15 protein-coding genes are annotated in these 19961 nt (G+C 29.5%); 4 read left to right on the top strand and 11 right to left on the bottom strand.

Features of this window, described 5'->3' with window-relative positions:
- Positions 1-73 precede the first annotated feature (73 nt).
- Both ABNT61_RS00435 and ABNT61_RS00430 read left to right on the top strand, forming a co-directional pair.
- The gene (locus ABNT61_RS00435) at positions 74-2935 is read left to right on the top strand and encodes a tetratricopeptide repeat protein (RefSeq protein ID WP_348744400.1); all 2862 of its coding nucleotides are present in this window, start codon (positions 74-76) and stop codon (positions 2933-2935) included.
- A gap of 101 nt (positions 2936-3036) precedes the next feature.
- Positions 3037-5205, top strand: coding sequence for an InlB B-repeat-containing protein (locus tag ABNT61_RS00430; protein ID WP_348744399.1), 2169 nt, complete (start codon positions 3037-3039; stop codon positions 5203-5205).
- A gap of 166 nt (positions 5206-5371) precedes the next feature.
- Here ABNT61_RS00430 and ABNT61_RS00425 read toward each other — a convergent pair whose 3' ends face one another.
- Positions 5372-6034 (bottom strand): MIP family channel protein, encoded by a 663-nt coding sequence (locus ABNT61_RS00425; RefSeq protein WP_348744398.1) that lies wholly within the window; start codon positions 6032-6034, stop codon positions 5372-5374.
- Between the two features lie 113 nt (positions 6035-6147).
- Between ABNT61_RS00425 and ABNT61_RS00420 the strand changes: the two genes are divergently transcribed.
- Both ABNT61_RS00420 and ABNT61_RS00415 read left to right on the top strand, forming a co-directional pair.
- Positions 6148-6993, top strand: coding sequence for a DUF2911 domain-containing protein (locus ABNT61_RS00420; RefSeq protein WP_348713996.1), 846 nt, complete (start codon positions 6148-6150; stop codon positions 6991-6993).
- Positions 6994-7087: 94 nt separating this feature from the next.
- Complete coding sequence (locus ABNT61_RS00415) at positions 7088-7609, top strand: DUF4442 domain-containing protein (protein WP_348744397.1); 522 nt, start codon at positions 7088-7090, stop codon at positions 7607-7609.
- A gap of 14 nt (positions 7610-7623) precedes the next feature.
- On the opposite strand, the gene ABNT61_RS00410 is transcribed toward ABNT61_RS00415, so the two are convergent.
- The 10 genes from ABNT61_RS00410 to ABNT61_RS00365 form a co-directional block, all read right to left on the bottom strand.
- The gene (locus tag ABNT61_RS00410) at positions 7624-8808 is read right to left on the bottom strand and encodes a hypothetical protein (protein WP_348744396.1); all 1185 of its coding nucleotides are present in this window, start codon (positions 8806-8808) and stop codon (positions 7624-7626) included.
- A 52-nt stretch (positions 8809-8860) separates the two neighbouring features.
- The gene (locus tag ABNT61_RS00405) at positions 8861-9268 is read right to left on the bottom strand and encodes a hypothetical protein (RefSeq protein WP_348744395.1); all 408 of its coding nucleotides are present in this window, start codon (positions 9266-9268) and stop codon (positions 8861-8863) included.
- Positions 9269-9769: 501 nt separating this feature from the next.
- On the bottom strand, positions 9770-12139 hold the full coding sequence (locus tag ABNT61_RS00400; protein WP_348744394.1) for a hypothetical protein: 2370 nt from the start codon (positions 12137-12139) through the stop codon (positions 9770-9772).
- Between the two features lie 27 nt (positions 12140-12166).
- Positions 12167-13537, bottom strand: a complete 1371-nt coding sequence (locus ABNT61_RS00395) for a hypothetical protein (RefSeq protein WP_348744393.1) — start codon at positions 13535-13537, stop codon at positions 12167-12169.
- A 27-nt stretch (positions 13538-13564) separates the two neighbouring features.
- Positions 13565-14893: a hypothetical protein gene (locus ABNT61_RS00390; protein WP_348744392.1), complete on the bottom strand. Its 1329-nt coding sequence runs from the start codon at positions 14891-14893 to the stop codon at positions 13565-13567.
- A gap of 1 nt (position 14894) precedes the next feature.
- Entirely contained in the window at positions 14895-16262 is a 1368-nt protein-coding gene (locus ABNT61_RS00385) for a hypothetical protein (RefSeq protein ID WP_348744391.1), read from the bottom strand.
- 24 nt (positions 16263-16286) lie between these two features.
- Positions 16287-17606, bottom strand: a complete 1320-nt coding sequence (locus ABNT61_RS00380; RefSeq protein WP_348744390.1) for a hypothetical protein — start codon at positions 17604-17606, stop codon at positions 16287-16289.
- Positions 17607-17634: 28 nt separating this feature from the next.
- Positions 17635-19056 (bottom strand): hypothetical protein, encoded by a 1422-nt coding sequence (locus ABNT61_RS00375; RefSeq protein WP_348744389.1) that lies wholly within the window; start codon positions 19054-19056, stop codon positions 17635-17637.
- A 3-nt stretch (positions 19057-19059) separates the two neighbouring features.
- The gene (locus ABNT61_RS00370; RefSeq protein WP_348744388.1) at positions 19060-19677 is read right to left on the bottom strand and encodes a hypothetical protein; all 618 of its coding nucleotides are present in this window, start codon (positions 19675-19677) and stop codon (positions 19060-19062) included.
- A 4-nt stretch (positions 19678-19681) separates the two neighbouring features.
- Positions 19682-19960 carry a hypothetical protein gene (locus ABNT61_RS00365; RefSeq protein ID WP_348744387.1) on the bottom strand — a complete coding sequence of 93 codons (279 nt, stop codon included), beginning with the start codon at positions 19958-19960 and terminating at the stop codon, positions 19682-19684.
- Position 19961 lies beyond the last annotated feature (1 nt).

The raw sequence follows: 19961 nt of genomic DNA, 5'->3' as shown, positions 1-19961 counted from the left end.
ACTTTTCTATTTTTTATAAATATTTTCACACCAACTCTTAATTATTTCAATGCGTTATACCCTTACTTTAAGTTTGAAATATCTAAAAATTTGTATTCCTTTTTTACTTCTTTTTCAATCTATTTCAGTTTTAGCACAAGACAAAAAATTGGATTCTTTAAAACGAGTTTCTGTTGATACATCTATTGAAGACAGTATTCGTTTACAAACTAAATTATACATAGCAGACTATATTTTTAGAAGAAACTTAGATACAATTCTTCCAATAAGCAAGGATGTTATTCAAGAAGCCGAAAAGGCACTTACGAAAGGGAAGTCACCAAAAACGTATAAAAAACTAATAGTAAGAGCTTTTAATAATATCGGATACTATTTTTCAAAAAAAGAACAACAAGACTCTTCTATTTACTATTATGAAAAAGGAATTTCAATGGCACAAGAAATAGGTGACATTAATAGAATTTCTTTAATCTATAATAATTTAGGAGCTTACTTTTACAGAGCTGGTAATTATAAAAAAGCACTTAGTTATTATGACAAGTCTTTACTACTAGCAGAACAGCACAGATTAAATTATCAAAAAGCTTTAGCACTAAATAATATTGGAATGCTACATAGACAGCAAAAAGATTATGATAAAGCTTTAGAATATTATAACAAAAGTTACGAACTTCAATTGTCTAGAAAAGATACTAATGGATTTGCTCTTGCAAATAACAATGTAGCTTCAATTTACTTCTATAAAAAAGATTATAAACAAGCTTTACACAAGTGGAAACAATCTTTAGCTTGGTATGAAGCTACTAAAAACAAACGTAGTTTAGCGATTACAACTAACAATGTTGCAAAAGCATTTCAACGCTTGAAAGATGTAGACTCTGCTTTAAAGTTCTTTAATAAAAGTCTTGCTTTGAAAAAAGAGTTAAAAATGACCACAAGTTATGCATTAACTCTAGACAATATTTCTCAGCTCGAGACCCAAAAAGGAAATTTAACTACTGGAGAAAAACTGGCACTTGAGGCGTTAGAAATATTCAAGAAAAAAGGAAGAATTAAAAACTTAGAACAGACGAGTAAAAATCTCTCTATTCTTTATACCAGAAAAGGCAATCATAAAAAAGCACTTCATCAATATAAAAATTACATTAACTATAGAGATAGCATAGCTAATAAGTTATCTAAAAAAGAATTAATTGAACAAGACGTTCGTTTTAAATACACAACACAAAAACTGCGTGATAGTATTGTAAATGAAAACAAAATTGCCTTAAAAGAAGTAGAAATTAAGAATAAATCGTATCAAAACAAATTGTATTTAGCTTCTTTAATACTTGCATTAATTGCCTTAGCAGGAATTGTTTATTTCTTTATTTCTAAAAGACGAGAATCAATTTTAGAAGTACAAAAACAACAAGAAATAAATACCTTAAAATCGAATTTATATACCAACATTACTCATGAATTTAGAACTCCTTTAACGGTTATCATGGGAATGAGTGAAAACATCAAAAAGAATAAGTACGTTGATGACTCGGTAAATACTATTAAAAATAATAGTAAACATTTATTAAAGTTGATTAATCAATTATTAGACTTTTCTAAGCTTGAAGAAAATAAAATTAAGCTTAATTATAAAAGAGGAAACATTACTAATTACGTTAACTACTTAGTGGAAAGTTTGAGTTCACATGCAACTACTCATAAAGTAGATTTAAAGTTTCAAAGTGAAGAACAAATAGAAATGGACTTCGATCCAAACTCAATTTCTCACATCATTACCAATTTAATTAGTAATGCAATTAAGTTTAGTCCTGAGAACTCAGAAGTTTTAATCGAATCACATAAACTCATAAAAAATGACAAAAAATTTCTTGAGTTAACCGTACAAGATTTTGGTATTGGTATTTCGGAAGAACATCAAAAGAAAATCTTTGATCGTTTTTATCAGGTTGACAATAGCTCTACTAAAAATTATGAAGGTAGTGGAATCGGTTTAGCTATTGTCAAAGAATTAACTGAATTGATGAAAGGAACAATTACAGTTAACAGTAAAGTTAATGAAGGGACAAAATTCATAATTACTTTGCCAATTGAAAATAAAGCAACAGATGAGTTTCATATTCCTGCATATTCTGGTGGAAAGCAAAAAACAAGAAAATCAATTAAGGTTAATAGTAATATTGAACAACCTCTTGTACTCATTGTAGAAGACAATAAAGATATAGCCAAATATCTTACACATTGTTTGGAAGATCAATATCGAATTTTATATGCTGAAAATGGTGAAGAAGGATTAAAGAAAGCTATTGAACATATTCCAGATGTTATTGTAAGCGACGTTATGATGCCAAAGAAAAATGGTTTTGAATTATGTGAAGATATCAAACAAAAAGAGATTACGTCTCATATTCCAGTAATATTACTTACCGCAAAAGCTACTAAAAATGATAGTTTGGAAGGATATACAAAAGGTGCCGATGCGTATTTAACCAAACCTTTTGATCAAGAAGAATTACTTGTTAGATTGGAAAAACTGATTGAATTAAGAAAAAAACTACAATCAAAATATGCTCTTGGAGAAACGATAGAAAATCAATTGAATTCTAAAAATGAGAATGTAAATGATACATTTATTTCTAAAGTGATTTCAGTTATAAAAGAAAATATTGATGACTCTAGTTTTAATGCTTCAAGATTAGCATCTGAATTGCATTTTAGTGAATCTCAATTGTATAGAAAAATAAAAGCAACTACCAATTCTTCTACTTCTATTTTTATCAGAACAATTCGTTTAGATGAAGCTAAAAAATTAATCCTAAAATCTTCTTTAAGTATTTCTGAAATTGCATTCAAAACAGGATTTAGTGATCCGAGTTGGTTTAATAAAACCTTTAAAGAAAAATTCGGAGAAACCCCAAATTCCTTAAGAAAATAAAGGGTTTGCAATAATACTCCAATAGCTTGCAAGAATACTCATATTAAAATTTACTCCTAATTAAAACCTTTGTATCGGGAATAATTTTAATAATAAGTATTATGAAAACAATTACATTTAAACTACGTTTTATAGTTTCATTTTTATTGATTTTTGCAAGTGCAAAATCAGTATATGCCAACACTAAAAATGATAATAATTTAAATTCTGGTAAAAGTAAAATTCTTACTATAGTTAACATTCCAGATACTAACTTTAAAAATGTATTATTGAATCATACTCCAACTATTGACACCAACGGAGATAATGAAATTCAAATAACAGAAGCGGAAGCTTTTACGGGGAGAATTACGGCAAATGGTTCATCAATTTCAGATTTAACGGGTATTGAAGCATTTATAAATATTAATGAGCTTAATATTGCCGATAATAACTTAACTATTCTAGATATTTCTAGTAATAAAAAACTTACTAGTGTTTCATGTAATAAAAATAGCATTACTTCTTTAAAAGCGCTTTCAAATTCACTATTGAGTTTTTTAAACTGTAGTGAAAACAACCTTAGCTCTTTAGATATTTCTGGAGCAACAGGTTTAATAACTTTACTTGTTAATGATGCAAATATTACCTCAATAGATGTATCAAACTCAACAGATTTACAAATCTTTCAATGTTCTAAAAATCAATTAACATCTATTGACGTTTCAAAAAACACAGCATTACAAATATTTCAATGTGATGAAAACTTATTGACCTCAGTTGATGTTGCAAAGAATATTGATTTGACAAACTTAACTTGTAATACTAATCAATTAACTACTATTGATGTTAGTTTGAATATAAATTTAAGGAGTTTGGTTTGTGCTGTTAATGATTTAACTTCATTAGACATTTCAACGAATACTCAATTAAGAACTCTAAATTTTTCTGCAAATGACTTAACTAGTATAGATTTAAGTAACAATTTACAATTACAGGCTCTATATTTTAACGGGAATCAATTTACTTCAATAGATCTTACTAATAATACAAACTTAGTAGAATTAACTTGTGATAGTAATCAATTAACCGCTTTAGATCTATCTGCTAATTCTGCGCTTAGAACATTATCATGTATTTCAAATCAACTTGCAAGCCTAAATATTGCGAATGGAAACAATAGTAATATGACACAAATGTTTGCTGGTACAAACTCTAGTTTAAGTTGTATTCAAATTGATGCTGGTTTTACTCCTCCTACAGATGGAACTTGGTTAAAAGATGGTACTACAAGTTATGGAGATAACTGCCTTACAAAATATACATTGACACTTAATGCAACTAATGGCTCAATAAATACAAATCCAACCGCTACAGGTAATGAATTTAATGCTGGAACGGAAGTTACTTTAACAGCAGTTGCTAATACAGGATATATTTTTGATAGTTGGTCTGGTGATATTACAGGTACAACCAACCCAATAAATATTACTATGGATGGAGATAAAACAGTAACAGCAAACTTTAGTTTAGCGCCTATAGTTAATATTCCAGATACCAACTTTAAAAATGTACTCGTAAATAACTCTTCAATTAATACAAATAGTGATTCAGAAATTCAGTTGACAGAAGCTTTAAACTATTCTTCTTCAATAAATGTTTCTAACCAATCTATCTCAGACTTAACAGGAATTGAGGCTTTTAAAAATATTACGACATTAATTTGTTTTTCAAATACAATTACATCATTAGATCTTTCCTCTAACACTGAATTGAGAAACTTATACTGTTATAATAACCAAATTTCGGATTTAGATCTATCTAGTAATTCAAAACTAATTGAGTTTGACGCTAGAAATAACGCGTTATCTAGCTTAAATCTTGCTAATGGTGAAAATGGAAACTTTACTGTCATGGAAGTGAATAATAATTCAACTCTAAGTTGTATTCAAATTGATGCTGGTTTTACACCTCCAACCGATGGAACTTGGGTGAAAGATTCAACAGCAAGCTACAGCGAAAATTGCAGTGCTACCGCAAGCATTATTGATTTGGAATACAATAATGCTATTCTAATCTATCCGAACCCTATGAAAAATAGTATTCAAATAGAATCGACATCTTCTGAATATGAAATTAACAGTGTTGAAATATACAATATCCTTGGAATGAAAGTAGTTTCAACCGAAGATAAAATTATAAATGTAGCAGGTCTTACTAAAGGAATTTATTTAGTAAAACTTAAAGATCTTAAGGGAAAAATAGCTTTAAGGAAAATGATTAAAGAATAAGAAATGAATAACAAAATTAAAAAGGATTACAAAGTAGAACTGATACTTATAGGTATATACATTGTAATATTTATAATGATTACTTATTGTTATTCCTAGTCTATTTTTTTAGACTCCCCCAGAAGAGTTTATCATTCGATAAACTCTTCTTGTTATAGTGCAAAATTTAGCAATCGCCATCACAGCAATTGTCATCTTTTACCAATTTACAAGTAGCTACAGCCAATAACGCCCCTAAAACAGGAGCTATCATATACAACCAAATATCTTGGAAATGTCCAGAAACAATAGCTGGTGCTAAAGATCTTGCAGGATTCATAGAAGCCTTCGTAATTGGTCCTGCAAACATTGCTTCCAATAAAACTACGCCACCAATTGCAATTCCTGCCATTACGCCTACTTCCTTACTTCCTGTAGAAACATTTATAATAGTAACCATAAGGAAAAACGTAAGTAACAACTCTAAAACAAAAGCCCGTATGGCATCTGTTGATGGTATTGTTGCACCATAAAATTCACTTTCAGGAAATAAAAACCATAAAGTAAAACTGGCTAAAAGTGCTCCAAGAATTTGAAAAACAATATACTTCGGAACTTCAGACCAAGGAAACTTTTTAGCATAAGCAAATGAAATAGTAACCGCTGGATTAAAATGTGCTCCAGAAATTTCTCCAAAAGCATAAATCATTGCCATTACAATCAATCCCCATGTAATCGCAATTCCAACATGCCCAATTGATCCGTTAGTAACTTCATTAATAGTCATTGCCCCAGTTCCACAAAAAATCAATGCAAAAGTTCCGACAAACTCAGAAATATATTTTTTCATGCCTACAAAGATACAATCCAGAATCAATCTGGTTTTTTAAGTTTTTGTTAACATTTATCGCCTCTTTAAGCCGTAATTTTATACAGACTAAAAAAACAAACTAATTTATTATCATGAAAAAAATACTTTTAGGATTATTTGTTGCTTCATTAACATTATCTGTTAACGCACAAATTAAAACCCCGCAACCAAGTCCACTTTCAAAATTAGAGCAAAAAGTAGGTTTAACTGATGTTACTGTTGAATACTCTAGACCTGGAGTAAAAGGAAGAAAAGTTTTTGGCGATTTAGTTCCTTTTGGATCTTTATGGAGAACTGGAGCTAATAAGAATACTATTGTTACGTTTAGCCAAGATGTTATGATTGGCGGTAAAAAACTTAAGAAAGGTTCTTATGCTATTTTCACTAAACCAGCTGCTTCTTCTTGGGAAGTTATGTTTTATAGTGATACAAACAACTGGGGAACTCCTAGAAAATGGGATGATAGTAAAGTTGCATTAACTACAACTGCAAGTGTTGTAAATATGCCAATGACTGTTGAAACATTTACTATTTCTTTTGATGATATCACAAACAGTTCTGCTGTATTAGGTATTTTATGGGAAAACACATATGCTGGAATTAAGTTTGAAGTTCCAACTGATAAAGCTGTTGAAGCAAGTATTGCTTCTGTAATGTCTGGACCAGCTCCTAACGATTATTACGCTGCTGCTTCTTACTATATGGATGAAGGTAAAGATGTTAAGAAAGCTATGATGTGGATTGACAAAGCTGTTGATATGACTAAAGACCAACCACGTTTTTGGTACTTACGTAAGCAGTCTTTAATTCACGCAAAAGCTGGAGATAAAAAAGGTGCAATTGAGGCAGCTAAAGCTTCTTTAATGCACGCAGAGAAAGCTAAAAACGCTGACTACGTTAAGATGAACAAAGAGTCTCTAAAAAAATGGGGAGCTTAGTATATCTATCTAAATTTAATTAAAAGTAAAACTCGAGTCCAACCAACTCGAGTTTTTTTATTCTTCTTACCTTTATACTCTCAATATTTACAGGATGTCCATTTATAAAAAAGTAGCCGAAATAGGAACCAAATTTATACCAAAAGCAAAGCTTTTTAAATATGGCTTTAATTTATCTCCAATGTATCGAAGAAGTACAGGACGTATAATTGAGGTCTCAGATGATTTACTAAAAGTAGTAGTTAAGGTAAAACTTAGTTATAAGAATAGAAACTACGTAAATTCTATTTTTGGAGGTAGTCTATTTTCTTCTGTTGATCCAATTCCAATGGTTCAATTAATCAATTTAATAGGTGATGATTATGTGGTTTGGGATAAATCAGCACAGATAAAATTTAAAAGGCCTGCAAAAGAGCATGTTTATGCTGATTTTAATTATTCTTTAGAAGAACTTGAAGAAATTAAAAGAAGAGTTTCTGAAGAAAATGAAATAGAAATTATAAAGACTACATTACTTACCAATAAAGGAAAAGATAAGACTTTTTGTGAGGTACATAAAACTATCTATGTAGCCGATAAAGCTTTCTATAAAGACAAACTTAATCGTAAAAAATAATTATTCCTCCATATCTATATATTATCTAATATTTTTTTCAATTCTTCTTTTGATTTGAACTGATTAGCTAAAGGATAGCATTCTAATTGATCTCTAAATAATATCTTAGGTAAATTATTATGTTTTATTTCTGTAGTAATAAACTCTTTAATTTTCTCTACGCTTTTAAAGGATTTCAAACCAAAATTTAAATCGGGATATTCTTTGGCAATCTCTATAATCTCATAAAGCGTTTTAATATCAGTATCTGCATATTCCTTGAATAAAAAAAATATCCATTTACCATCAAAAAACTTAGAATTATTATCGTATTCTATATAATTTATAATAGATAAATTCTTGGGAAAAGCTTGAGTATTTATTGTAAATATATTTTCTCTAGCTGTTAAAGCTGTTTGTATTTTTATCTTAAAATTTGATTTTTGATATTCCATTTCCTTAAATACATCCTCTTCAGGCAAACGGTATCTATATTTAATATTTTCTTTAGAAGATCCCCAAATCTCTACACCGAGCATTCTTAATGCTAAGAATATTTTATAATCTAAATCATCATCAATTGTTTCTTCCAACATTTTAAGTAATTCAGCTATTATATTATCTCCAAATATTAGTGTATTGTAATTATCAAATTCAAAAAAAAGATGATCACTAATATTTAAAAACTCTTTGATCTCTTCAATAGAACTAACTTTTCTTTTATCTATAATACATTTAGGTTTAACTTTTTGATTACTTCCAGAACATAATGTACACTTACCTACTTCATTTAATCCTTTAATTGTATTACATAAATAACATTTAGGTATATCAGGTTCTTCTAATTGATAATTAAAGTTTCCTAACAACACATCTAATTCAGTAATATCATATTCTCTAGATGGTAAAAACTTAGTTTTTCCTCCTTTTTTAAATAAAATAACAGGAGTATTTTTAACTTCACCTATTACTTCACTAAAATCATTTATTTTAGATTTATCGATATATAATTTAAAGGCAAAATGAAGATTAGAATGACTTTTCGCAACTTCTAAAAATTGCTGTAAAAAAGTTATTTCAGATTCGGAGTATTCAGTAAACAATATAAAAACCCAATCTCCTTTAGAAAACATTTGATTGTATTCTCTATTTATTTCTCCTAATAGAAAAATATTTTTAGAATTATTTTTATGAAAATTTAATTTTTCCCAGAATTTCACTTTACTTAAATTATAAATTCAATATTTACTTTTTAACTTACCCATTAATAGTTTAAAAAAAATTATTAGAATCATTCTTTGGCCAAGGTAAATCCTTACGGTTATACCCTCCATTATATGGTAATTTACCTCCCTCTATCCCTGAAGCAACAGCAGGTATATCTTTACTCCAAAAAAAATAAAGGATTTTGGAAACCATATCTATTATTTTATCATCCTTACTATTATCATCATAAGAAAACTCAATACTATTATTAAACTCAAAACATCCCCCAGGAAATTCAAAATTAAACCTTCCAAATTCTAACCCATCAGGATTCCTCCTTAACTTCATGAAAAAATCAACATCAAAAATTAAACTTTTATATTTTGTATTGATTTTTATTTTTAATAATGTACTTAAATCATAAGCTGTATCCTCTAACTTACTATTTGCATGATAAAATATTACTGCATTCATAATTTATTAAATATTAAACAACAATCAATTAGGCCATTATAAAAGTAGTTTTTTGTTTTAATAGTATTATTAATTATAGGAAAATGATATTAAATAAATTACAATGATGATTAAATTTAACAATCTATTTTGTTTTCCAATCAACTACTTGTAGCATTTTAACTTTAAAAATCACTTATTCAATACCTAAGACATTTAATCATAAAAACTAAGTGCGTTTTCCTTTCTACTCAACCCCAGTAAAAAGATTCTAAAAAATTAAACTCTGATTCTTGATAACTGCATAATAATTACGCTTACAAATACAAGGTTCGATTTAACTAACTTAAAGAGAACACCCACTACATTTCCATAAAAAATGGATCGATTTTATTTACTGATTGAATTAAAATGTCAAATAGATTCGAAACGTTAACTAAAATAATTACAAAAATTCACTAATCTAAAATGAAACTTTTTTACATTTTCGTAAGAGTTTTTTGTGTTTAGTTTTTTTTGATTCTAAATTGAATGATACATTTTTATGTAAGATAACTCTAAGAATAAAGAAATTTCTTTATCCGTTTTACCTTCTTCAATCATTTTATAAACTTTGTTATAATTTGCTTTTTTGAATTTAGTTAAACGTTCGTTACTATTTTCAATAACGTCAGTTTTCTTAATGTTTTTAAGCTCTTCTATCATTAGCTGATTAGAAGTGTAGGCAGATTCTTTTTTCTTTAAATCTTTTAATAATTTCCTCTTGCGCTGTCCATTCGTACTATCATATAACATTTTAGCACGGGCAAACTTCTGTTCAACCTTCTCTTCTTGCTTTCTTGCATCGTTATACAACTTTTGAAGAATTTTAAAATTTAAATCATAATACTTATTACTAAAGTTCTCGTATTTCTCTAATAACTCAAGATATTCTTCAGCTTTCTTTTTATATCTTTTTCTTGATTTTAACTCCGCATTAATCATTTCCTGCTCGGCTAATATCATTTCATCACCTAAGGTATTTACTAATGCTAAATCAGTATACTTTTTATCTTTCCTAAGTTCTATAATCTCAGAAGTTATTTTACCTGAACCTCCAGTAAATGTCTGATCCTTGTAATAGATGTCAGATTTATCCTCTTTATCCTTAGATTTCTTTTTCTTTTTAGCCGCTGATAAATCAAATGGATAATTGTAACCAAACGTTACGGTTAAATCGGTAGTGCTTGGTGCTGATGATGTTGACCTAAATAACTGAATTACATTTAAATTGAAATTATGCTTTTCCTGTAAAATATAGTTTGCATTTAATCTAATATTAGCATTACTAGAATTTGTTTCTGCTCCAACACTCTGATTATAAGAAGCACCTAAAGTAGTATTTAGTTTATCTTTTAGGAATTTCTTCCCTACCGCAACTGTTGGTCCCCAAGTATAAGAATCTTGCGTACCAATGGTGTTATATGTCGCATTTAAACTGGTAGAAATATTCAATTTTCTTTGCGGTAACCCAATTGAGTATGAAGAATTAAAGTTATGAAAAGTAGATCCATCTCCAATTCTAACAATACCATTTTGTTCATTGGCTACAGTGGCTAAAGAGTAATTTGTATTTAAGTTTTGTCTTCTGTTTTTACTATTTTCTATGATATAACCAACATTGAAATTAGCATTCTGAGAAAGTTGTCTGTAATCGAATAACTGATCTTGATTATCAATTAAATTATCATCATTAATTATATCAAACTGATCTAATCTATTGTTTGTAAATGTTGTAAAGTTAGAATAGCTCGCAGAAATATTTACCTTTTTATTCATCGCATAACTCGCATTAACGCTTCCTACAGTTCTACTTGTAGCCGTTTCTTTTTGATTTGCTAAATCATCTCTTTGAAAACCAACATTAAACGATAAATTTACTTTGTTACTAAATAAAGAAGTTGTTCCATTTAATGTAATATTTTCGAAATCATTATTAAAGAAATAACCACCTAAAGTTTCATAACCAGGATCAATTCTCTCATATCCAACTCCAAAATTATACTTATCGAATGTATAGTTTAATTCAGTTCTGAAGGCCTTGTAATGTTCTGTTGAAGCTCTATTATTAAAGAACAAACCTGCTAATCCTTGACTAAAAGAAACTTTCTCAGCCCTTGTATCTTTGGTTATTGCTGTAGAAGCATATTCTCCACTAAATTGTAATCCATCAGTAATCGCAACTGACCCTCCTAAACTTAAAACTAAATTTTCCTTTGGTAATACTTGTTTATCCTCTGGCACAGCGCTAATTGAATTCTCTTCATCTTTAGCATAAAAACCTATTACCTCAACACTATATTTCTTGCCAGTGTATCCAAATTTAGCACCATATCCCATTCTTCTGTAAGCCGGGATTGTTCTGTCATCGCTTGAATCCTCTGTAGCTTTTAATAATCTTCCCGACATCGCTGAAAAGGTAAATCCTCCATTAGGGGTTAATTCAACTCCACCTCCTGTAAATTGATGACCAGCTAAGGTATATGGAGAAAACGACATTGTAACATCTCCAATATGAGCCTGAATCCACCTATATCTCGGGTGTAAACTTAATCTGTTAAAATTAAAAGGTAATTGATACTCTAAATCTTCACCTTGGTTAGAAAAGCTATAACTAACTGGAATTGAAAACTCATAAATACTAAAGTTTAAACTTCCTTGAAGAAAATAAGTAAAAGGAGATCTTGCATTATTTTGATTCGATGAATAAAATACTGTATTTGCAGCAATATTACCACTAATTTTTATAGGTTTCCCCCTACCTATATTATCAAAATCAATTTGCTGTGCTTCAATTTTCAGCAAACATAAAATACTAACTAATATTACTAAACGTAAATTTTTGTTTCTCATTTCTAATTAAGATCTACTCTTTCTTTTTTAATTATTTCTCATGTAACACTCTTGCGAGTCACGTACTTTTACCCTGTAATCTCCTTCTCCTAGCTTACTAATTCTTGTTGTTGTTTCATTATCAAAAGAATAATATGTTTCACTCATTGGATTTGAGCCTGTGTAATCGACCCAAGAACTACCATTAAACACCTGTATAACAGTGCCTTTAGTTAATTGATAAAACAAACTTCTACTGTTTTCTTTCGAGGCGCTAATATCTATATAACCATCGTTAGCTGCAAAACATTTTTCATCAGATCTATTTGTTATAGAAAATACGACTTTAGCAGGTTTGGCTACAGTAAATACTGGACTGAATTCTACCGTATCCCAAGATGAATCAGTACCTGGTATATTTCCAGTTCCATTTAGTGTTTGGTATTTTACGCGATACGAAGCTGCATCTAAATCTGTCAACCAGTTATAACTAAATGTTCCATCACCATTATTAATTAAACTTGTTGTAGATTCTTGATTTAATAAAATGGCGTCATTAATTCCATCATATAGAGTGAAAATGATTTTTTCATTCGTGTCTAAATCTCTCTTTACTGAAATTTTAAATCCTCCGTCAGAAGAATAATTGCATGTTGTAGGACTCGGCACGACATTATCAAAAACAGGAGAACAAGACGCTGATTTTAATATAATTTCGTCTGAATATGCATTGGCAGTTGTAGTTCCATATGTAGGAAGATATCTAGCTCGTAATCGAAAATTATCACCAGTATTTAGTCCAGGAAAATCAGAAGTAGAAATACTTACTGTCATTGAATTACTTCCATATGGTATTACCTCTTGCCAAGTAGAACTTCCTGTTAATTGATATTCCAAAGCAAATTTAAACTGACATCCTGATGAAATCTTAATATCACGTGGAGCGCATTCTTTTAACTCATTTGATGTTGCTCCTTCTGTATTTAACGTAAATAAACTTTCCATTTTAATCAGTTTAAACGATGTGTAACTCTCATTCAAACATTGAAAAGCATTAAATGTCCCTGATAATAATTGAGTTCCTTGAATACAACCCGTAAAAGGTAAAGTATTAGTATTACTTGTAATATTATTGCATCCTCCTATAAAACCAGGGGAATATCTCGCAAAAGAAGTTACCGAAGTTACCTCTTGAGAAAATTCAACCATTTTGAATTCGTTTATGTTAATTGAGCTTGGCCTAGTCTGATTAAAACTTGATAATTGTCCGCGATTCGTAGAAATTGTACTTTCAAAATATAACGGAGTTCCAGTTGCTGATGATGAAAAAGAAGCCCTATACTCATATAAATATACATGCTGACTGTAACTGTAAAAGCTACAACCAAGAAATACAAGAAGTAATAGTTTATTTTTCATTGTTGAAGGGTTTTTAATTATTTAATCTTATTTCATATAGCATTTTTCAGAGTCTCTTACTTTAATTCGATAATCTCCTTTACTTAATTTATTTATTCTAGTTGTTGTTTCATTTGTAAATGGGTTATATCCACTATCATTTGGATTTGTTCCTGTATAATTCACCCAGTTAGTTCCATTAAATACTTGTACAGTTCCGTCTTTAGTTAGTTGAAAGAATAAGTTTCTTCCTGGTTCTCTTGTAGCAGATACATCAATATATCCATCTTTAACTGTAAAACACTTTTCATTAGAACTATTTGTTATAGAGAAATTTACTGGTGCAATTGAATTTATGATAAAGGGGGCTCCAGTAAAATTAAGGCTATCAAAAGATGATGGGCTTACCGTAGTAGCACTATTTACGGTTTGGTACTTTAACTTATATTTTCCAGCAGGTAACTCCGCTGGCCAAAAATAACTGAACGTACCATCTGTATTTCCTACTAAGGAAGTAATATTAAATTTTTGCCCGTTAGAAGGGATTATTGTAAAATCACCTGATGTAATGTCCTCCCTAAACAAGGTAACTGCTAATTTTTCATTGGTTTCGATATCTCTACCTAACTTTAATTCCAAGCTTCCATCTTCAAAATTATTACAAGTTGGAGATTTTGTTACAATGCCTTTAAATTCTGGTGAACAGGAAATTATACTGTAGGTTACAATATTCGTAAATTGATTATTAAAACCTGTTCTGAATTGAACCGTATTCGCTGAGATAGTTGCTAAATTAATCCCACTTTTAGTTAGTAGTTCTTCAAAATTAAATGTTGTGGTAACTCTATTATTAAATTCGGTTGGAAAATCATTCCACCCTCCTGCTCCCAATTTGAATTGCCAGTGATAACCATACTTTAATGTCACATTATTGCTAAAACAAATTCCATTATTTCTAGCATCTTCATCATCATAAACGTGTAGAGAATATAATCTTTGAGAAAAACTACAGCCCGAAAAATTTAAATATGATTTTCCAAAATCTGCTCTATTTATTTCTCTTTGTCTTTCATAAGTACAATCAGGAAAAGAGGCTATTTGAATAGCATAATTATCAACCTTTATATTTATTTTATTAAAATTATTCTGAAGATAAAAGAAGTCATAATATGTACTTCCCACATTGGAATTATTAGCAAAATAACTTGTGGATCCAACATTTCCTTTATCCGTTGAAATGTTTAAAGAATTATTATTGGCATGTAAATACCCTGTAATTTTTGTTTCAATCAAATAGGCATATTCATTTTGACTATTTAATTTTGAAATAAATGCTAGAATAAAAATTAATATGTATTTTAAATCAATTGTGTTCATTTTATTTCATGTAGCATTTTTGTGAATCTCGAACTTTAACTCTATAAATTCCCTTACCTAGTTTATTTATGCGAGTAGTTGTTGCACTTGTAAAAGCATTGTATCCATTATCATTGGGATTAGCTCCCGTATAGTTCACCCAATTTGTTCCATTAAATATTTGCACTGTTCCATCCTTAGTGAGTTGGAAAAACAATCCTCTTCCTGGTTCTCTTGAAGCAGAAACTTCTATATAACCATCTTTTTCATTAAAACAATTTTCTTCAGATTTACTATCAATTGAAAAGACAACTTTAGCAGGTTTAGTTATCGAAAATATCGGACTGAATTCAAGAATATCCCAAGAAGGATCAGAAGTAGGAATATTTCCAGTTCCATTCAATGTTTGATATTTTACGCGATACGTATTTGCAGCTAAATTCATTTGCCAATCATAAAAGTATGTTCCAGTACCGCTATTTATTAAACTTGTTGTTGATTCTTGGTTAATTAAAATAGAATCGTCAATACCATCATATAATGTTATAATCAATTTTTCATTGGGATTTAAATCTCTTTGAAAAGAAATTCTAAACCCACCATCATTCGAATAATTACATTGTGCATTAACTGTAACTATCTCATCTAATTGAGGAGAACAGTCTTTATAATTAAGAGTTATGATATCCGAGTAATTATTAGAACCCGTATTTAAATATTTAACTCTGAAATTAACATTATCTGATCTTTGAATTCCAACAAGATTATTCTTGGTAATACTAACCACAGGAGGATTCTTTGCAAAAGGTAAATAAGTTTTCCATGGACCAGAATTTATTGAGTACTCAAGTGCATAAGAAATATAATTAGCACAAGCTTTCTCGTACACTTGCAAATTATAAGGTTCACATTCTTTAATCTCATTACTACCTGAATCTAAATTTAATTCTTGAAGTGTTTTTAGTCTATATAAACGAAAATAATTTACGTTTATTAGATTATATGAATTAGCGATAAAACAAGAATTAAACTCATTTTTTTGAGAGGTTTTGTTTCCTGGAGAAAAGGGACTAGAGAATGTTTGATTTACAACAACTACTTCTCTAACTGGAGCTGTAAATTCTAGTACTTTATCTTGGATGCTTCTAGACTGACTCGTATTCCCCTGATAAACAGTTACGAAAAACATTGAATTTAATGGAGTATTGAAACCACCATTAAATGGATTCAATGCAAAATCAACATTACTGGTATTCGTATAAAAAGTTGAGGTGCTTGCATATGATCCAGAATTAATCTGTACATCAGCTTCAAGCTTATATTTATACTGTCCAAATAATTCCATACCTATAAAGAATAGAATCATGAATTGTAAATTTTCTAATTTCATTCCCCTCTAAATCCTCTTTTTCTTCTAATTATTATTCCTCATATAACACTTTTGTGCATCTCGAACTTTAACCCTGTAAGTTCCTTTTCCTAGTTTATTTATTCGAGTTGTTGTTGTACTCGTAAAAGAGTTAAATCCATTATCATTTGGATTTGCCCCAGTATAGTTCACCCAATTTGTTCCATTAAATATTTGTACAGTTCCATCTTTAGTGAGTTGAAAAAACAATCCTCTTCCTGGTTCTCTTGAAGCAGAAATATCTATATAACCATCATTAATTTCAAAACAATTCTCATCAGAACTGTTGGTTATTGAAAAATTTACAGATTGTGGTTTTTTAACCTCAAAAGTTCCTACTGAATTCAACGAATTCCAAGAACTATCATTTGGGTTTATTCCTCCTGAACCATTATGAGATTGATATTTTACGCTATAATTTCCTCCATCTAAATTACCCGTCCATAAGTAACCATAATTACCTCCTCCGTTATTAAGTAAACTTGTAGTAAACTCTTGTCCCACTAGTGCATTATTATTAGCATCATATAAAGTAATTACCAATTCTTCTCCTGAGTTTAAATTTCTCTTAACATTCAACTTAAATCCTCCATCTGTAGTATAATTACATGTTGTATCGGTCTTATTTATACTATGAAAATCTGGAGAACAAGAAACTATTTTATAACCTTTAAAAGAGGATTGAATTCCATTATTCATTTTGAATCTAAAAAAAATAGTTTTACCAATATTGTCTCTAAGATTAACTTGAAACGAATTTAAAGAGATCGTTATACTTTGCTTATTTTGAGAATTATTTACAACTCCAACTGTTGAATTTATAGAATATTCCCATTCGATGATGTCTGACGACGGTACAACAGAAGGTGCGGAAATTACTGTACCTCCGTTACAATTCAGTTCTTTTGGTGAATTATCAATTGTTTCAAAATAAATTGCTGAGGGTGCTGCTATTTGAAATGTTTTTACCTCGTAATATGCATTCTGATTTTCCGGAATTGTAAACGTGTATCCTCCCAAACTATATGTACTTCCTCTATTTGAACCTTCAATCCATCTACAACTACCACTGTTTTCAATAAATTTTGCTGGTCTTGTGTTTAGAGTAAAATCACCATCTGTATTTTGTAATACTATTCCGTTTTTATCTTCTAATCTTAAAAAACCCGCAACACTAGGTACTGAAGCAGGATTTGATCTAAAGCAATAAGAAGCTCCTCCCGTATTTTGATAATACAATGAATTCTTTACACTTACGAAATACGTCTGGCCATAACCTATTAAATTAGTACAGATAAGTGCCAATAGAAATATTTGATTTTTCATTTTCTCCTCTAAAACTTTCTTTTCCAGTTTAATTTCTCATGTAACACTTTTGAGAATCCCTTACCTTTATCCTGTAAATTCCTTTTCCCAGCTTACTAATTATGGTTTTATCTCCATTGGTAAAGGAATAAAATGTTTCGTTCTCTGGGTCGGAACCTGTATAATTCACCCAATTTGTTCCGTTAAAAACTTGTATCACACCGTTATCTGATAATTGATAAAATAATCCTCTCGTACCATCTCTTGAGGCCGAAACTTCAACATATCCATCATTCACATTAAAACAATTTTCATCTGATTTACCATCAATAATAAACATAACTCTTGCTGGTTTTCTCACCTCGAAAGGATTTGAAAAGTTTAATAAATTCCATGAGTTATCATTAGGATTGATTCCGCCTGTACCACCATGAGATTGAAATTTCACCTTATAATTTCCCCCATCTAAACTTCCAGTCCATTTATAACCAAATGTTCCATCTCCATTATTTGTTAAACTTGTTGTAAACTGTTGTCCAACAAGTGCATCATTATTATTATCATAAAGTGTTATTACTAACTCTTCTCCTGTATTTAAATCTCTTTTAACATTTAAAGTAAAGCTTCCATCAACTGTATAATTACATCTTGTATCTTCTTTATCTATACTATCAAACTCTGGAGAAGGATTGAATATATCGAATAAAAATACTTGTGATTCTACTATTGGTGTTCTCGAGGTTGTTGGAAAAGGAAATCCTGGAGTTGTAAAACCTGGTGGTGTAAATACTATTTTAACCCTTAACTGTGTAATTGCTGAAGTGTTTGTCTCATTTTGTAAAATATCTTCAATAGTTGGATTTATCGGAAATTTATTTTTATAGCTATCTGGAAAATCTTTCCAAAAAAATGTATTTGTATTAGTTTGGTATTGCCATTTAACATTTGGTATTGTTGCAGAAGCTCCTCCAAAAATATTTGCAGTACTTTTGAATAAGTTATCTGTTAATACTCTCTCTCTATTTAATCCTATTGGTTGTACATATTTCGGTAAAACAACTGCAGATTGTTCTAATTTTCTTGCCGTACTATATACATTTGTTTTATCAATAGTATAACATCTTGGTAATATAGATCCGTCTCCCTGAACTCCTATAAATTGTGTTTGTAATCTATTTAAAGTAAAATTTTCGGAATCACTACATGGAGCACCACAACCAGTTGTACCTACTCTTAATTCTCCACTTAAACTTGTTCGTCCAGCCGGAACATCATAGATTCCTGTACTTAATAAACCATTATTTAAAGTAAAATCTGTGTATTTGATGGTAAATACTTGTCTTGTTCTACAAGCAGAGAAATCTAAATCGTTTGTAAAACCATTTTCTCCAGAGACCCATAGTGAGTATTGTTGACCAAAACCAGCAATGCTTATGAAAAATAGGATGATATGTAGGATACGAGTTTTCATTTTTTATTTTCTAAAAAACCTTAAAATATATTTTAATCCATCTAATCTATTGGGAACATAAATTGGTTTTCCTGAATTTTCATTATCTCTAATCTGTAGGAACAAATTCAAAGGAAAAATTAACAACCCTAGACCTCCTAAAACCATTATAAAATAACTTAAGACTATTACTATTATTCTTCCTAGAACATTTTTACTACCTAATACTGTTTTACCATTAATGGATAAAAAAGTTAATTCATCTTTTTTATAAATAACTTCGATATTTTCAAGAGACTCCAAGTTATTATTGTCAAAAACAACAGGCACTTGATTCAAAAGCTCTTGCTCTCCCTTAATTAAATTATTGTCAAGTAAAATATCTATCATTTTTTTTTGATCATTATCTGGAAGGTAATATTGAAATTTTATATCTCTCTTCGTTGTCTTAAATTGTACATTCAAATATTGTTTACTCGCTATATGAAAAGAGAAATTTATACTTTTTATATTTCCAGCATCTTCTGATTTTATAACCATAGCCTTTCCTGACTTTAACATGTTTGGTCCTACTTTAAGTAGAAAAAAACTTGAAAGTGCTAAATAGATAAAAGTGTAGATTATAAAATTATTCTTTGACATTAACTTATTGGTTGAATTCATCTTCTTTTGGAGGAAATGGGTAATCTTTTAAAGGCAACCAACTTTCTCCTTTTATTGCTAAATCTTTCTGAAGAGTACCTAAACGATAGGCGAAGTCGAACAGAAGTTCTTTTGAAATATTATTATCATCAACGGTTACAAAAGGTGTTCCATCAATTACCTCAGACTTAATAAACTTCACTTTAGTAATATTTTCTCTATTAAATCTATAGATAAATTGTTCAACGGCAGTTGGTGCATAAACAATGATTCTAAGTTTCATA

The organism is Tenacibaculum sp. 190524A05c (genome assembly GCF_964036595.1).
Taxonomy (GTDB): domain Bacteria; phylum Bacteroidota; class Bacteroidia; order Flavobacteriales; family Flavobacteriaceae; genus Polaribacter; species Polaribacter platacis.
This window is presented reverse-complemented; position numbering and strand designations above follow the sequence as displayed.